General features: G+C 53.6%; 11 protein-coding genes and 1 riboswitch. Of the genes, 9 read left to right on the top strand and 2 right to left on the bottom strand.

All coding sequences use genetic code 11. From position 1 onward, the window contains the following. The first annotated feature begins 40 nt into the window (after window positions 1-40). Window positions 41-1,231: an AI-2E family transporter gene (locus BN3772_RS04085; protein WP_042196953.1), complete on the top strand. Its 1,191-nt coding sequence runs from the start codon at window positions 41-43 to the stop codon at window positions 1,229-1,231. A 20-nt stretch (window positions 1,232-1,251) separates the two neighbouring features. Beyond that, window positions 1,252-2,715, top strand: coding sequence for a carboxylesterase/lipase family protein (locus BN3772_RS04090; protein ID WP_042196954.1), 1,464 nt, complete (start codon window positions 1,252-1,254; stop codon window positions 2,713-2,715). A 69-nt stretch (window positions 2,716-2,784) separates the two neighbouring features. On the opposite strand, the gene BN3772_RS04095 is transcribed toward BN3772_RS04090, so the two are convergent. Further along, window positions 2,785-3,960 (bottom strand): PstS family phosphate ABC transporter substrate-binding protein, encoded by a 1,176-nt coding sequence (locus BN3772_RS04095; RefSeq protein ID WP_052380374.1) that lies wholly within the window; start codon window positions 3,958-3,960, stop codon window positions 2,785-2,787. A gap of 204 nt (window positions 3,961-4,164) precedes the next feature. Beyond that, window positions 4,165-4,314: riboswitch (FMN riboswitch) on the top strand. A 126-nt stretch (window positions 4,315-4,440) separates the two neighbouring features. Between BN3772_RS04095 and BN3772_RS04100 the strand changes: the two genes are divergently transcribed. The 6 genes from BN3772_RS04100 to BN3772_RS04125 all read left to right on the top strand — a co-directional run bounded on the left by BN3772_RS04100 (window position 4,441) and on the right by BN3772_RS04125 (window position 11,475). After that, window positions 4,441-5,409 carry a DMT family transporter gene (locus BN3772_RS04100; protein WP_042196956.1) on the top strand — a complete coding sequence of 323 codons (969 nt, stop codon included), beginning with the start codon at window positions 4,441-4,443 and terminating at the stop codon, window positions 5,407-5,409. A 281-nt stretch (window positions 5,410-5,690) separates the two neighbouring features. Further along, a complete protein-coding gene (locus BN3772_RS04105; protein ID WP_042196958.1) occupies window positions 5,691-6,350 on the top strand; it encodes a stage V sporulation protein AA in 660 nt (219 codons plus the stop codon). Continuing rightward, complete coding sequence (locus BN3772_RS04110; protein ID WP_042196960.1) at window positions 6,347-6,772, top strand: stage V sporulation protein AB; 426 nt, start codon at window positions 6,347-6,349, stop codon at window positions 6,770-6,772. The genes BN3772_RS04105 and BN3772_RS04110 overlap by 4 nt, the downstream gene beginning before the upstream one ends. 687 nt (window positions 6,773-7,459) lie before the next feature. Next, entirely contained in the window at window positions 7,460-9,364 is a 1,905-nt protein-coding gene (locus BN3772_RS04115; protein ID WP_425280414.1) for a spore germination protein, read from the top strand. Between the two features lie 198 nt (window positions 9,365-9,562). Beyond that, window positions 9,563-10,897 carry a diaminopimelate decarboxylase gene (lysA, locus tag BN3772_RS04120; protein WP_042196963.1) on the top strand — a complete coding sequence of 445 codons (1,335 nt, stop codon included), beginning with the start codon at window positions 9,563-9,565 and terminating at the stop codon, window positions 10,895-10,897. A 146-nt stretch (window positions 10,898-11,043) separates the two neighbouring features. Further along, on the top strand, window positions 11,044-11,475 hold the full coding sequence (locus BN3772_RS04125; RefSeq protein WP_042196965.1) for a peptidylprolyl isomerase: 432 nt from the start codon (window positions 11,044-11,046) through the stop codon (window positions 11,473-11,475). Between the two features lie 189 nt (window positions 11,476-11,664). Here the strand turns inward: BN3772_RS04125 and BN3772_RS04130 are convergent, their stop codons facing one another. Then, window positions 11,665-12,420 carry a YwaF family protein gene (locus BN3772_RS04130; RefSeq protein ID WP_086074395.1) on the bottom strand — a complete coding sequence of 252 codons (756 nt, stop codon included), beginning with the start codon at window positions 12,418-12,420 and terminating at the stop codon, window positions 11,665-11,667. A 289-nt stretch (window positions 12,421-12,709) separates the two neighbouring features. Between BN3772_RS04130 and BN3772_RS04135 the strand changes: the two genes are divergently transcribed. Beyond that, complete coding sequence (locus BN3772_RS04135; RefSeq protein ID WP_042196967.1) at window positions 12,710-16,288, top strand: collagen binding domain-containing protein; 3,579 nt, start codon at window positions 12,710-12,712, stop codon at window positions 16,286-16,288. The last annotated feature ends 66 nt before the right edge of the window (window positions 16,289-16,354 follow it).

A 16,354-nucleotide genomic window follows, 5' to 3' on the forward strand; every position in this document is an offset into this window, starting at 1 on the left:
ACTATTAGATGAAGACTTGTTGCAAGGGGGAGCATTAGCGATGGAGAGGCTGCAGGTATGGCCTGAACGGTTTAGAAGATTTTTTCTGAATAACAGATTTGTCGTATCATTACTGGTTGTTCTGCTGATTGGCATTAACATTCTGGTATTTTCCAAGGTTCCGTTTATATTCAAGCCGGTATCGGCGCTGCTGCATACGGTGGCTGCACCGCTGCTGCTGTCGGGAATTGCCTATTACCTGCTGAATCCGCTCGTAGACCGGATGGAGTCAAAAAGCCGGATTAAGCGGGCTTACGGTATTGTCATCCTGTATCTGGGTATTGCAGGGATTGTCACGCTCATCCTGCTGACTGTAATTCCGATTATCCGCACACAGCTCGTAGGTTTGATCGATAATTTCCCCAAATACAGTAACCAGATCCAGGAGGAATTTATTAATCTGACCGGAAGTGAGCTGTTCGGACGGATTCAGGAGAATGTCGGTGTAGGCACAAGCCTAGACTTTGGAGATTTGACGAACAGGGCGACCACTTGGGCCACCTCTTTTTTAAATAATGCGGTTAGCGGTGTCGGCAACTTTGTCGGTGCGCTGACGGAGGTTGTACTGGCTGTGGTCACTACTCCATTTATCCTGTTCTATCTGCTCCGGGACGGCAAACGGCTGCCTGACTATCTGATGCGCTTTATCCCTAATGCCCTGCAGCCGCAGACCCGTCTCGTCATGAAGGAAATGAACAGCCAGGTGGCTTCTTACATCCGCGGGCAGATTATTGTCAGCTGCTGCATTGGCGCACTGCTGTACATAGGTTACCTGATTATCGGCCTTGAGTATTCACTGGTGCTAGCCATTGTTGCGGCGTGTACGGCAGTTGTCCCTTATCTGGGTCCGGCAATTGCCATTACTCCGGCCCTGATTGTCGCCCTGGTTACCTCCCCGTTCATGCTGCTTAAGATGATCTTTGTCTGGACGGCAGTCCAGCTTATCGAAGGTAAGTTTATCTCACCCCAGATCATGGGCAAATCACTGAAGATTCATCCGATTACGATCATATTTGTTATTATTTTTGCCGGTAAAATGTTCGGCGTGCTCGGTATCATTCTGGCTGTTCCGGGTTATGCCGTGCTTAAAGTTGTCGTTACGCATATTTTTCAATGGTTCCGGTTCCGCTCCGGGCTATACAGGGTTGAAGCCGCAAAAGAAGTTGAGCAGGAACAGCCTGCCGAGGAATAGCATGAGAGGATGATTGTAAAATGACTAGACCCGTTGCTGATACGGTATACGGAAAAGTAAAGGGAGCGCATAGCGGCGGAGTGAACGTCTGGCGCGGCATTCCGTTTGCGGCACCGCCTGTCGGGGAGCTGCGCTTTCGTGCCCCTCAGCCGCCGGAGCCCTGGCATACCGTAAGGGAATCCGAGGCATTCGGCCCGGCAGCCCATCAGCCGCCAAGCTCAAGCAGCATCCGGTTCGGCGGGACGCAGCCGGTCTTCTCGGAGGACTGCCTGTATCTGAATGTCTGGTCACCGGCCGGAGAGCAGACGGCGCTGCCGGTTATGGTCTGGATTCACGGAGGCACCTTCTTAACGGGAGCAGGCAGCCAGCCGATGTTCGACGGGGCAAGGATGGCGGAGGCCGGCAAGGTGATAGTCGTAACTGTCAATTACCGGCTGGGGCCGTTCGGTTTCCTGCACCTGTCACCGTTCGGCGAGTACGAATCAAATCTCGGCCTGCTGGACCAGATTGCTGCGCTGGAGTGGGTACAGGATAATATCGCCGGCTTCGGAGGCGATCCGGCAAGGGTAACCGTGTTCGGCGAATCTGCCGGCAGCATGAGTATTGCCGCCCTGCTGGCGATGCCTGCGGCCAAGGGACTGATCTCCGGGGCCATTATGCAGAGCGGGGCGCCGCAGACAATGAAGCAGGAGACAGGTGCGCAGATTGCTGCTGCCTTCCTTGCCGAGCTTGGCGGTGATGCCGCTTCTCTGCAGGCTGCACCTGCAGAGGAGATTCTGGCAGCTGCGGCCCGGATGGCTTATAAGGTGGCTGGCAATTCGCTCAGCCTGCTGTTTCAGCCGCAGATTGACCCGGCAACCCTGCCGCTGGAGCCGGCGGAGGCTGTAGCCGGGGGCGCAGCCGCCGGAATCCCGCTGATGATTGGTACGAATCTGCACGAGGGCTATCTGTTCTTCCGGGGCGACCGGGAAGGTGCAGGCTTTGACCAGTCGCTGAAGGCGCTTGAGCTGATGCTCGGAGTGGAGAATCTGGCGGAGCTGGCCAGCCATTACCCTCACAACTGGGAAGGGCAGGCGGACATGATGACTGACCTGTACTTCTGGGACAGTTCTATCGCCTTTGCTGAGCGGCAGCTGGCGCACGCGCCGGTCTGGATGTACCGGTTCGACTGGACGATTCCCGGCCATCCGCTGCTGGATAAAGCGGTGCACGGTGCAGAGATCTATTATGTATTTAATACAATAGACCTGCTGCATCAATACGGGGTGTCCGTCAGCCCTGAGCTTACAGCGCTGGCGGAGCGGATGCAGGAGGCCTGGACCGCATTTGCGCACCGGGGCAGCCCGGATTCAGCCGGCCTGAGCTGGCCGTTATATGTGCCGGGTGAGCGTGCCACAATGATCTTCGGTCCGAGCATTCATGTGCAGACCGACCCGGACCGGGAGAAGCGCAGACGGCTGCTGTCGGCGCAGCAGGGCAGCTGAGCCCGAAATAACATAAAAAGAGTGCTCCCCGGATACAGCGCGGGAGCACTCTTTTTAATATACACGTTCTCAGTTAACCGGCACATAGCCGGTCTTTGCTACCAGCTCCTGCCCTTCCGGGGAGATGATCCAGTCGAGGAATTCCTGCTGCTTAGGTGAAGGTGTTCCTGTTGTTACGGCATAAAAGTTAACCGTGTACGGATAAGCACCGCTGCTGATGTTCTCTCTGTTCGGCTCAATCCCGTCGATCGCAAGCAGCTTAAGCTCGTCGCTGCTGTTCATCTGGGAGGCATAGTAGAGGAAGCTGAAGCCGATGGCGTTTTTGTAGTTACGGTAGTTGGAGGTCCGGGAGATAATGCCGCTCATCAGGTCCATCACATCCTCAGAGGGGGGCTGCATCAGGGTGCGGTCCTGCATGATTTTTTGCAGCATGGACTGGCTGCCGCTGCCCTCATCACGCTGGAAGGCCCGGACCCGGTCGTTCCGTCCGCCGGCATCCTTCCAATTGGTCAGCTCACCGGAATAGATGTCCATAATCTGCTCTGTGGTCAGGCTGTCCACCGGGTTGCGTTTATTAACAAAAAAGACAAAGGCCTCACGGCCAATCGGGGTAAGCACCAGCTCGCGCCCGGACAGCTTTGCATCTTTTTCCTGGGCGAGTGAAGGGGTGGCGGTAAAGATGATATCGGTCTCTCCGGAGATCAGCCGCTTATAGGCATACGAGGTAGAGGAGCACACTACCGGACTAACGTCAAAATCATACGGATCATACTTATCCTCGGGATATACAGCCTGCACAAAGGCAGAGTAAAGCGGATAAAGCGCAGTGGCCCCGTCAAGACGCGGCGGTACCGTGTCCGTGATCTGATAGGATGCCGGCGCGTCCAGCACCGCAACCTTGGATTCAGCATGGAACGGCTGGTACTGCTCAAGAGAAACCTCCTGCTCGCGTACTTCAGCCAGACTGTTCACATAGGCTTTATTGATCTCGTATCCGCCGGTGGCCAGCAGACACAGTCCCAGGAATGAAGCGAAGGCAATACCCCGGGTGCGCGGCTCAAACCAGTCGAAGATGGCAGCGACAATGTAGGCAGCTAGGACGGCAGCGACAACGGCAGAGAGCGGAGCGTAGAACCTGAAACCGCCCATTAGGGCGATCAAAAAGTACCCGATAAAGGCTACCAGGGCGAGTGGAACTACAGCTGCAACGGAAAATAGCAGGTTTAACCAGACGGATCTTTTCACAGCTACCTCTTTCTTGTTGATAAAGTATGGAAAAAACAGATGATTTTATTATACCTTAATAATTCAGTATTTTCTTCCAAATATCTCGGCCTGTTGGCTAAGCCCTGTAATACGAAAATGAAATAAAGCAAAATATTTTCATAAAAGACTGGACGAAATGACATAATGGAGGTATTCTGAGATTGTGAAAAATATAACGGAATACAAGATTCTCGGGGTAAGGTGAAATTCCTGACCGGCGGTGATGTTCAAAGCGAACTAAGCCCGCGACTCAAGCTCCGCTGTTAAGGCGGAATTGACTGATCTGGTGACAATCCAGAGCCGACGGTAAAGTCCGGATGGGAGAGGATCAAAGAATAAGGACACGGGTGTATTCCTGCTGCCTTTTATTCGAAATGCCCCCGATAATAGCCCTTTGCAGGGTGTATCGGGGGCTTTTGGTCTCTTATCGAGGGTTTGTATCGACAAGGAGAATGAATTATGAGTAATGCATCGGCTTCATCATCAGGTATGCGCACAGCGCCGGTCCGCAGCGGCTTCTGGCTGGTTGTAATGGGCGCGGCGCTCTGGGGCGTCGATCCGCTGTTCCGGATCATTTTATTAGAATCTTTGACGTCCTCACAAATTGTTCTGCTGGAGCATGTGGTGCTGTTTCTCGCAGCTGCACCTGTACTGTGGCGTCACCGGGCTGAGCTGAAGGGCATCCGTCTCCGCCAGGCGGGAGCATTGCTGGTTGTTTCCTGGGGCGGTTCCGCCCTGGCAACTATTTTGTTCACCAAAGCATTATCCAGCGGTGATCTGAACGCCGTCCTGCTGCTGCAGAAGCTTCAGCCGGTATTCGCTATCGGCCTGGCTGCCGTTATTCTGAAGGAACGCCTCCCGCGTAACTTCGGCCTGCTGATTGTGCTTGCTCTGGGCGGAACTTATCTGCTGACCTTCGGCTGGACGGTTCCTTTCGGCCATGTTAACAATTTTGTCAGCGTAGGCAGCCTGATGGCAATGGGCGCTGCCGCACTGTGGGGCGGCTCAACGGTTATGGGCAGATACCTGCTCGGCTCTTTGAGCTATGAGACCGTAACCTCGCTGCGTTTCATTCTGGCCCTGCCTTTGCTGTTCGCCCTGACTACAATGGAAGGTGCCCCGTGGCAGGTAAGCGGCGGCCTGGGAGCTACGTCGCTCGTTGCAGTTAACCTGCTGCTGCAGGCGCTGCTGCCCGGACTGCTTAGTATGCTGCTATATTACAAAGGCTTGAATACGACCAAGGCCTCCTTTGCAACGCTGGCTGAGCTCAGCTTCCCGATGACCGGGATTCTGATTAACTGGATTGTTTATCACCAGCTGGTAACCATGGCTCAGGTTGTCGGATTCGCTCTGATCTGGACGGCGCTGTTCTATATTTCCAGCCAGCAGAACAGACAGGCGCAGGCAGAATTAAAGCAGGCAGCCTAACCATATATACGATAGATGCCTGAGGGGATAGACCCCAGGGCCCGAATACAGGAAGAGGATGTCATCACGCAGCCGTACGGCCGGGAGGACATCCTCTTTCTTTGTATGCCTGGCTTAAACCGCCCGAAAGGCAGCTGGAACTGCATGCAACCTCTTTTTTAAGCGTGAGCTCTCCCTCCGCTTACATAAAAAGGAGGTTTTTTTGTGCTTAAGAGTAAAAATAAGGCCTTTCTCCCATACTACCGATATTCTGCTGTCAACCTTTGAGGAGGTGTATGAAGATGATGGATAAGCAGGCACCCGCCATTTACATACAGCTGAAGAACAGGGTCACGGTGCCCAAGGGGCGGGGCGTTATGCTGCGGGATGTGGCCTACCTGATTGCCGGACCGGAGTGGAGGGAGCCGTTAGACTCGATTCTGCTGCACCAGCCGGAGCAAAGTGACGGCAATCTGATCCTAATTGATCTGCTGAGCATTATTCCGCGGATTCATGAGCTTGTTCCGGGGGCTGATATTCAGCCAATCGGTGAGGGGCGGACTATTGTGCAGATTGAAGGTCCGCTTGAGGCGCGCAAGCCGTCTATTACCCTGTTTGTACTGGTCTGGCTGCTGCTGTTCTTCGGCTCGGCACTGACGATTATGAATTTCCATGCCGACGTCAGCATGCAGGAGGTGCATGTACGGATCGTGGAGATGCTGACCGGGCGGCGTGACGAGCATCCCTATGTTTTTCAGGTAGCCTATTCGCTGGGAATCGGCTTCGGGATGGTTGTTTTTTTCAATCACCTGTTCAAGAAAAAATGGAATGAGGAGCCGACACCGCTGGAGGTGGAGATGTTCCTGTACCAAAAAAATATCGATCATTATGTCGTGCATGAGGAATACAGCAAGCTGGAGCACCGGCAAAGCACCCAAGGTAAGAAGGGGGGAGTTCCATGACTGCGCCGGTTTCCCTTGGACTGCATCTGCTGCTGGGTGTAGCTGCCGGAATTGCCGTCGGCGGAGGGGTCATAGCCCTGTTCATTGTGCTGGATATGGTGCCCCGGCTTGCCCAGCTGACTTCATCCTACAATAAGGTGCACTGGTATGAAGGCGCGATGGTCGGCGGTTCACTGCTTGGAACGGTGAGTGATTTCTGGAACTGGAAAATATCCGCAGGTCCGCTGGCTGAGCTGGGAGTGGGCCTGCTCGACGGTATTTTTGTCGGCATGCTGGCTGCGGCCCTGACGGAAGTGCTGAACGTGCTGCCGATTCTGGCGAAACGCCTGCATATGACACATTATATGTTCGGGCTTCTGATGGCGATGGTCTGCGGCAAGGTTGCAGGTTCCTTATTTGACTGGTTTGTGTACCAGCGCTAGGAGCTGCAGCTGCTGTCCCGGCTGTCCGGAGAATCAAGGAACTTTTAAGGGGGTTATGGAGTGACGAGGTATATTCACAGCGGAGACCAGGTGAAAGCCGAGAAATCAAAGGCTTCTGCTCCGGCACAAGCAGAAGTGCAGGGGGCTCGAACAGAGCCGCCGGATGAACTCGGCAGATTGCTTGAGGGAGGCCAGACGGTTCCGGAAGGTGAACATGAGACTGCTGCAGCCGGCAGATCAGAGGGAGACGCAACTATGCAAACAAATCAGCCGCAGAACAAAAAGCCGGAAGACAGCAATACCGGCAATAATAATAATCAGGGAAACGTCAGTAATGCCGATGCCGGCGCAGGGCAGCAGGATGAAGAAGGGGCAGGAGGGGCTGACATAGGCGTAGATGCCTCAGTGACGGGATATGGGGACCATGACCTGCAGACCTCTGATGTTGCCGGTACGCCGGATCAGGAAGGGGAGAAGACACCGGAAATATCCGGTGCCTCTGACACAGAGACAATGACAGGGGCTGACGGCAGTGCCGTGCGTGATGCGGGGGCGGAGTCAGAGCCTCACAGCAGAAGCAGCCAGCAGGATGCAGCGGCAATGGACAATAACCCTGAACAGGGAGCTTCGCCGGAACAGGAGGAGGCCCCGGAGAAGGGCAGCGGCTTAAGGGGTTTCTTGTCCACACTGTTTGGCGATGACGGAGATCAGGAGGATACTACCGGCGCTGAGAATTCCGGCGGACAGAATGAACGGAGCCCCGGTCAGCAGGACAACGGGAATTCCGGTCAGCAGGACAACGGATTCTCCGGCGGCGGGGATGCCGAAATTTCCAGTGAGCTGGGTACAGAGGAGCCGGAAAAGGCCCAAAAGGGTTTTTTCGCCAGGCTGTTCGGCGATGAACCGGATGAGGATGCGGAGGGGGAGGAAGATACCGGCGGCGAACAGGGAGCGGATAAAGTAACGGTCAAGAAGGACAAGGAGCAGACAGGGAAAAAAGCCGGGAAGCGGGCGAAGGAAGGGCAGGATCCGCAGGAGAAAAAGGCTGATCCGCTGCAGAAGAAGCGGGATTCGGAGCGCTCAGACTCGCTGGAGCAGTCAATCATTTACTGGCAGGGGCATGATAAGATTCCTGAGCGTCTGGAGGACACCAAGAATACACTGACAGAGGTGCTGGGGCTCGGGTCCTCCTTTGACATCGTATTCAGGGAGATGACCTTTGGCGGCCGAAAGGCCGCGCTGCTGTGCATCAGCGGCTTTGCCAAGGATACGATCATTGATGAAATTCTGAAACGGCTGACGTACCTGACCCCGGACGAGGTATCCACCGGTGCGCTAAGCAGCTTTATGACCGAATATATTCCTCATGTGCAGGTGGAAAAGGGCGAGCTGCTGAGTGAAAGTATTAACAAGGTGCTGTCCGGCATGAGTGCATTCTTCCTTGAAGGGGAGAACCAGGTCATCATCATGGATACCCGTGCCTATCCGGCGCGCGGTCCTGATGAACCCTCCATTGAGCGTGTTGTACGCGGAGCCCGTGACGGCTTCACAGAAACACTGCTGAGCAATGTGGCGCTGGTACGCAGAAGAATCCGCGACCCCGGACTGAAATATGAGATGCACCAGGTCGGACGCCGGACACGGACCGATGTCTGTGTAGCCTATATTGATGATATCGTGGACAAGACTCAGGTGCTGGCAGTTACCGACAAAATCAAGAGCATTGACATCGACGGCATTCCGCTGGCGGATAAGCAGCTGGAAGAGGCGATTGTGGGCAGAGGGTGGAACCCTTATCCGCTTGTCCGCTACTCAGAGCGCCCTGATACCGTGGCATCACATCTGCTGGAAGGCCGGGTTGTGATCTTTGTGGATACCTCACCAAGCGTCATTGTCCTGCCGACGACGTTTTTTGATCTGTGTCAGCATGCCGAGGAGAACCGGCAGACCCCGTTCATGGGAACTTATCTGCGCTGGGTGCGGTTTATAGGCGTATTTGCCTCCATGTTTCTGCTGCCGCTCTGGATGCTGCTGGTTATCCATCCTGAGCTTAAGCCGGCCATGCTGGAGTTTATAGGTCCGCAGAAAATGGCTAAGATTCCGCTGCTGGCCCAATTTCTGATTGTTGAGCTCGGGGTTGACCTGCTTCGTATGGCAGCCGTGCATACGCCGACTCCGCTGGGCTCAGCGATGGGGCTGATCGCTGCCATTCTGGTCGGAGACATCGCCGTACAGACGGGGCTGTTTGTCAATGAGGTCGTGCTGTATATGGCGGTTGCCTCAATCGGAATGTTCGCTACGCCTTCCTATGAGCTGGGGCTGGCGAACCGGATTGTCAGGCTCGCGCTGCTGCTCGCCGTGGCTGTCTTCCAGGTGCCGGGGTTCATGATCGGGACAACGCTGCTGATTATTCTTCTGACTACCCACCGGTCATACAACTCCTCATATTTGTGGCCGTTTATACCATTTAATGCAAAAGCTCTCGGCGCGATTCTGGTCCGGCAGCCGGTGCTCAGCTCCAAAGCAAGGCCGTCATTCAACAAAACACGGGATAATACCAGAATGCCGCCTGTCCAGGAGAACGAGAAGTAGCCGTACAAAAAATACAAATCAACTGCACATTAGTCCATTCTATGACGTTCCCCTTGTCTGGTATACTGAATACACTAAATAGCCCCTGTGAAGTCCGGGTTTCAGCCTGAAGCCTGTTTTTGGAACTCTGAGGGGCAATATTTCATACAATAGACAGGGTGGAATCAAGACGTTCCACGGAAATTGGAGGATTGGACAATGTTTTTACACGGGACGAGCCGGATTAATGATGCCGGACATCTGGAAATCGGCGGATGTGATGTAACAGAACTCAAGGCGGAATATGGTACCCCGCTATATATAATGGACGAGCAATTAATCCGTCAGCGCTGCCGCGAGTATATGGATGCCTTCAGAGCCTCCGGGCTGGGCTTCCAGGTTGCTTATGCGAGCAAAGCCTTCTCCATCATGGCGATGTGCCGCCTGGCTGACGAAGAAGGACTGTCGCTGGACGTCGTATCTGACGGCGAATTGTACACAGCACTGCAAGCCGGCTTCCCGGCTGAGCGCATTCACTTCCACGGTAACAATAAGACGCCGGATGAGATTGAAATGGCGATTGAAGCGGGCATCGGCTGCTTTGTGGTTGATAACCTTGTGGAGCTTGGCCTTCTGCAGGCTATCGCTGCCAGCAAGGAAGTTACTGTCAATGTGCTGCTGCGCGTGACGCCGGGGGTTGAAGCCCATGCCCACCATGCCTATGCTTCTACTGGCCAGACCGACTCCAAGTTCGGCTTCGACATCGGCAACGGTTCTGCTTATGCAGCTGTTCAGCAGGCCGCGGGCAAAGCCAATCTTCAGCTGCTGGGCGTTCATTCCCACATCGGCTCACAGATTTTTGAAACGGAAGGCTTCCAGCTGGCAGTTGAACGGATTGCCGATTTCACCCGCAAGGTGAAGGAAGAGCTGAACGTCGATTTTCCTGTCGTTAACCTTGGCGGAGGCTTCGGCATCCGGTATGTGGACGGCGATACTCCGCTGCTCGTATCGGAATATGTTGCTGCTATTACAGATGCGGTTAAGACACATTTTGCCGGGATCGGCAGCCAGCTGCCGCAAATCTGGGTAGAGCCGGGCCGCAGCATCGTCGGTGATGCCGGTACGACGCTGTATACAGTAGGTACGAACAAGGAGATTCCGGGTGTCCGCAAATATGTTGCTGTTGACGGCGGCATGACGGATAATCCGCGCCCTGCGCTATACGAATCCAAGTATGAAGCACTGCTGGCTAACCGGGCTACTGAGGACAACGCAGAGACGGTTTCCATCGCCGGCAAATGCTGTGAGAGCGGCGATATGCTGATCTGGGATGTAGAGCTGCCTTCCGTGAAGAGCGGGGATCTGCTCGCAGTAGCCTGCACCGGTGCCTATAACTATTCGATGGCCAGCAATTACAACCGAATCCGCCGTCCGGCAGTGGTGTTTGTGCAGAACGGACAGAGCGATCTGGTTGTGCGCCGTGAGAGTCATCATGACATTGTCGCCAACGATATTGTCCCTGAGCGTATTGCCAAGCAGGCTGTAACGAAGTAAATTTTTTACTCCGGCACAGGCTGGACGGGCTAGGTGTGCTGCAAAGCAGGCGGGAAACCCTCCCGCTTGCTTTGCTTTGTGCAGAGTTTCATAGTAAACTAATAAACGTATTCTACATCTGAACTTTTGGAAGGGGTCATTTACATATGGCAAAGCAAGCGAAAGTAACACTTGAGAACGGCGGCGTAGTGCTGATCGACCTGTTTGAGAACGATGCTCCTAACACTGTAGCCAACTTTGAGAAGCTGGCTAACGACGGCTTCTACAACGGTCTTGTATTCCACCGCGTTATCCCTGGCTTCGTAGCACAGGGCGGCTGCCCTAACGGAACAGGAACTGGCGGTCCGGGCTACACCATTAACTGTGAGATCAACCCTAACAAGCATGAGCGCGGGTCACTGGCAATGGCTCATGCCGGCAAAAACACAGGCGGAAGCCAGTTCTACATCTGCTACGGACCACAGCCGCACCTTGACGGAGTACACACTGTATTCGGTAAAGTAGTACAAGGCATGGAGCTGGTTGACAGCTTCCAGGGACGCGACAAGATGACTTCAGTTGAAATTATTGAAGCTTAATTAATCCGGTTTAGGGGTACATGCCCTTTTCGGATAACGCAAAAGCACCGTGCTGGTTTTTCCAGCGCGGTGCTTTTTTTGATATAAATGAATTTATATGTTTTACACTATCCATAATCCTTATCTTTCTCGCAGGAACGGTTACCGCCTTCTCTGGAGGACGGCATAGCCGTTTCTACTTGTACAAACCTACAAGCTTCTTTTACGGGAGTTGCCCCGGCTTCTAAGGGTTTCCGGAAGTTTGAAGAAGATCAGAAACATCATCAGGAAAATGAGAAAGGCAAAGGCCTCCTCCACCAGCAGATAATAGGGATAAGGGCCAAAATAATCGAGTACAGAGAATGTGCCGGGCTTATGCGCCAGGAACATATAGTTGGCACCCAGCAGCTTATCCAAGCCAAAGACCACGGCAGCAACCAGGTTGAGGCCCAGCATCGTGAACAGCAGTGACCGCCAGGTTGGACGGTAGCCGTAGGCCCAGGTCATGAACAGGGATGAGAGCACGATCGCCGCATGGGCGGTGAAAAACAGTATAAAACGGAAATGAGGAAAAGGATACACCAGATTGGGGGTTAAAAGAGCGATAACCGCTCCGCCGATTCCGGCAAAATAAAGAAAGTCATAGAGCAGCCGGCTGCGGGTCAGCAGCATAATAATGGATAATAGCAGAGTAATCCCGCACAGCTCAAGCGGCAGCGAGTGCCGGGCTGTCCAGATGCCGTGCGAAAGATACCAGGCATGCAGTCCGCCATCTGAAGCCAGCAGCACTATGATCAGCAGCCAGCGGACGGAGTTCCGCAGTGACGGGCGGGTACGCAGCGCAAATCTGGCCGAGAACAGCAGCAGGCAGAGTATTGCTGTCACACCAAGAGCAATGAAATGCGGCAGCGAGAACATAATGAAATCTGTTTCATGCTTCCGTCCAAATAAGGTAATCAGGTCCACAACGGTCGCTCCTTTTTAAATAAGTCTTGCTTATCAAAAATAAATATTCTGATTTTAAACATTATTCTGATTCTAAGCTTCTATACTTAGGTGATATAAGTATATAACGCTCAAGCTGACCAGAAAAGGAAGGAATTCTGTGTGTTTACATAAGATGGACGTTTTACGACCGAAATACATAACTGGCCTTGGGGCGGAGTATGTCATTACAAACAGGTTCGGCGACATCTTTAACAGAATCCTTGGCGGGAGCTTGATATGAAAACCAGGAAATGGGGGCTACCGGGGAATGGTGAAAAAAAGGATTAGTCTGGCGCTTGTGGTTCTTATGCTATTTGTGCAATACGCTTACGGTATCGGGTCTATTTCACAGGTTAAGGCAGCAGCGATTGAAAATGAGGCGGACATCATTACCAGTGTGTCCATGGCTGTTTACGGACCTGACGGAAGTACGGTTACCGGCAGCGTCTATGACGTGAACTCAACCGTCACCCTTGATTATACATGGGCGCTTCCGGACGGACACAGCTATAGCGCAGGGGATACTTTTACCTTCAAGCTCCCTGAGCAGTTCCAGCTGTACAATGATATCAGCGGGGAACTCGTCTCAGATGACGGGCAGGCAGGGGTATTCACGATCAGTAAGGATACTCATGAAGCGGCTATGACCTTTGGCAACTACATTGAGAGCCATGGGAATGTCCACGGAACCCTGCGGGTCAATACCAAGTTTGACCGGACAAAAGTCGGCGGGAGCACGACAGAGCAGATTGTCTTTCCGGTTAAAGGCGGTTCACAGACCATAATTGTGTCATTCAAGCCGGAGGTAGGCTCAACAATCGGCAAGTCCGGTGTTGCCAGCGGCTTCAATGCCGGACGGATTGACTGGACTGTGGATGTGAACAAACGGCTGGAGCCGGTGACAAATGCAGTTGTTACCGATCCGGTCCCGGCGGGTTTGTCACTGGACAATACGGTGACACTGGCTGTGTATGAGCTGAATGTGCAGCTTGACGGCTCAGTGCAGCAGGGGGGCCTGGTGGATACCGGGAAATATACCGCGGAGGTTGCCGGTGGCGTGCTTACCGTGCGTTTTGCCGATCCGGTCATTAACGGGGCTTACCGGCTCACCTATTCCACAGGAATCACTGGCGATGAAGCCAGCTATACCAATACCGCGACCTTTACGGGAGACGGACGCGATCCGGCCAGTGCCTCTGCGACTGTTACAGTAGAGCGCGGCGGCAGCCTCAAAAAACAAGCGGTGCACTATGATTGGGGTATTCAGGTCATTACCTGGGCTATTGAATACAACTACAATCTGAAGGCTATTCCGCAGCAGAGCGCAGTGCTTACAGACCTGTTCGATGATTCCCAGCGGCTTGTGCCCGGTTCGGTTGTTGTTTATCCGGTAACCCTTGATTCAACCGGAACAGCAATCAAGGGTTCGGCCCTGACAGAAAACACCGACTATATAGTGAGCGGTATTACCGGGGACAAAAAGCAGGGCTTCAAGCTTCAGTTCACTAACGGTATCAGCTCTGCATACCGGATCGAGTATAAAACGGAGGCGGTCGGCCGTGTGTTTAAGGACCATACGGTGACGAATACCGTATCCGAAAGCACCTACAGCTCTACAGCTACACAGCTGGTCAGACCGATCATTATTTACAAAACCTTCTCGGGGGCAGATTACAAAGCGCACACCGCAAACTGGAAAATCACACTAAATGGTGATAACTATCCGATGAAGGAGGTACTCGTTACTGATACCTTCCCGCAGGGCGGTCAAAAGCTGCTCCCGGATACCATTGTGGTGCGGAACAGCAGCGGTACCGTGCTTGGCGATTCAGCGTACACACTGGAATATGTTTCGCCGGTTGTGCCGAATGCCGGCTTCAAGGTGAAATTTAAATCTGCTATCAGCGGATCTTATACCATCAGTTATACTACACAGTTCAGCAATGACTGGCTGAAGGGCACCACCGATGATTTTATCAATACCGCCAGAATTGACTGGAAGGATATCGAAGGCGTAACTCAGACTGCCAGTGCAGACGGTAAATTCATTCCCCGTCCGGAGTGGAAGAATAACGGCTTCAAAACCGGGGTATATGATGCTTCCGGGAAGGAACTGACTTGGACGGTAGGGGTTAATTACACAGCGAAAGCAGTAGCAGCTCCTATTGTTTCAGATGTGCTTACTGCAGGGCAGAGCCTGGTTCCGGATTCCCTCAAGGTCTACAGATTGAATGTGGACGCCAAAGGGGATTATAAACAGGGAACAGAGCTGGGCAAAAGTGCATACTCGTATTCAGTAGGAAGCGGCAATGAACTGCGGGTTGTGTTCACAGACAGCATTAATGAACCGTATGTTATCGTCTTCAAGACCAGCCTGGCCGGACAGCTGATAGGCAGTACTGTAGTTAATACTGCAAAGCTTCTGGATGGGACCGTGAAGGTATCCAAGGATCTGATTGCCTCAGTGACGATTCCGCACGGCGGGGAATACATCCTGAAGAGCGGGCTGCAGAACGGGGATAAGGTCGATTGGAGCCTGGCAGTGAACCGCAGCCAGTCCCATGTGAAGGATGCCAAAATTATTGATACACCAAGCTATAATCAGATATTGCTGCCGGATTCATTCCGGCTGTACGCCGGAGTTGCTTCCGCTAACGGTGACATCACCAAGAGCGGTACAGCACTCGTTAAAGATGTGGATTACAACTTGAAGGTACTGGCCGATGAAGATGGCAGACAGAGCTTTGAATTAAGCTTCGCCGGAGACATCGACAAGGCGTATATCCTTGAATATCAGTCACTGATTGTAGCAAAGACCGGTGACAAGCTGACCAATACGGCTCAATTCACCGGAAATAACGTTGTGCTCGTTGATAAGGATACAACCTCAGAGCTGATCGTGGGCGTATCCAGCGGTTCGGGTACAGGCAGCGGCGAGCGGGGAACACTGACTGTCAGCAAGCTGGACGCACAGGATAGCGGGAAGCACCTGGCGGGCGCAACCTTTGAGCTGTACCGGCTGAATGGTACTGAACGTGTTCTGGTAAACACCCGGACTACGGAAGCTGCAGGGACAGCGGTATTTAACAACCTGTGGCTGGGCAGCTATGTTCTGATTGAAACAGCAGCGCCAACCGGATACGTGCTGGATACAAAAGAATATCCTGTAACCATAGGCTCGGTATCAGGCGTTAACCTGACGGTGTATAATACCGCAGTGCTGCCTACAGCGACGGCTGCTCCGACAGCTACACCAACTGTGGCACCAACAACAGCACCAACGGTTGCCCCAACCGTGGCACCATCAGCAACGCCGGCAGTTACAGAGTCTCCGGCGCCTACAGCATCACCGGTTCCAACTGAATCGGCAGCCCCTGGCATAACGCCGTCCCCGGCGCCTACAGCTCCGGCAACACCGGTACCAACACCGGCGGTCACTCCGGCAATTCCGGGAGGTACACCGGGAACACCGGCTCCAGGGACTGAAGTGCCTGGCATAATTGTAGTGGATGATGAAATTCCTGGCGGTCCGGCAATCCTTCCTTCCGCAACACCGGGAGCGACAGCAACTCCGGGTGAAGGTCCGGTGGAAATCCCGACCGATGAGATTCCGCTGGGCGGCGGTGATCCGGATAGCGGTACCCCTGGTACCCCGGATACTACAACCCCTGATATTGATATTACAGATGACAGCATTCCAAGGGGAACCGTAACAGATCCGGCAGCCGGCGGCCAGCTGCCGCAGACCGGGGAGAACAGTCCCCTGCCGATCTATCTGGCTGGTCTTGGACTGATAGCAGCCGGCGTGGTACTGAACCGGGTGTTTAGGCACAGACGTAATCAGTAGCAGGCGATACGAATAAACGGATCTCATAAACAGTTATAGCAAAGAGCCTGCGGCAGATGATGCCGC

Source organism: Paenibacillus camerounensis (assembly GCF_000723885.1).
Classification (GTDB): Bacteria; Bacillota; Bacilli; order Paenibacillales; family Paenibacillaceae; genus Paenibacillus_AQ; species Paenibacillus_AQ camerounensis.

What these genes read in the sequence shown, in the direction of transcription:
- BN3772_RS04085 (WP_042196953.1), top strand. Translation starts at nt 41, where the DNA reads ATGGAGAGGCTGCAGGTATGGCCTGAACGGTTTAGAAGATTTTTTCTG.
- BN3772_RS04090 (WP_042196954.1), top strand. Translation starts at nt 1,252, where the DNA reads ATGACTAGACCCGTTGCTGATACGGTATACGGAAAAGTAAAGGGAGCG.
- BN3772_RS04100 (WP_042196956.1), top strand. Translation starts at nt 4,441, where the DNA reads ATGAGTAATGCATCGGCTTCATCATCAGGTATGCGCACAGCGCCGGTC.
- BN3772_RS04105 (WP_042196958.1), top strand. Translation starts at nt 5,691, where the DNA reads ATGATGGATAAGCAGGCACCCGCCATTTACATACAGCTGAAGAACAGG.
- BN3772_RS04110 (WP_042196960.1), top strand. Translation starts at nt 6,347, where the DNA reads ATGACTGCGCCGGTTTCCCTTGGACTGCATCTGCTGCTGGGTGTAGCT.
- lysA (WP_042196963.1), top strand. Translation starts at nt 9,563, where the DNA reads ATGTTTTTACACGGGACGAGCCGGATTAATGATGCCGGACATCTGGAA.
- BN3772_RS04125 (WP_042196965.1), top strand. Translation starts at nt 11,044, where the DNA reads ATGGCAAAGCAAGCGAAAGTAACACTTGAGAACGGCGGCGTAGTGCTG.
- BN3772_RS04135 (WP_042196967.1), top strand. Translation starts at nt 12,710, where the DNA reads ATGGTGAAAAAAAGGATTAGTCTGGCGCTTGTGGTTCTTATGCTATTT.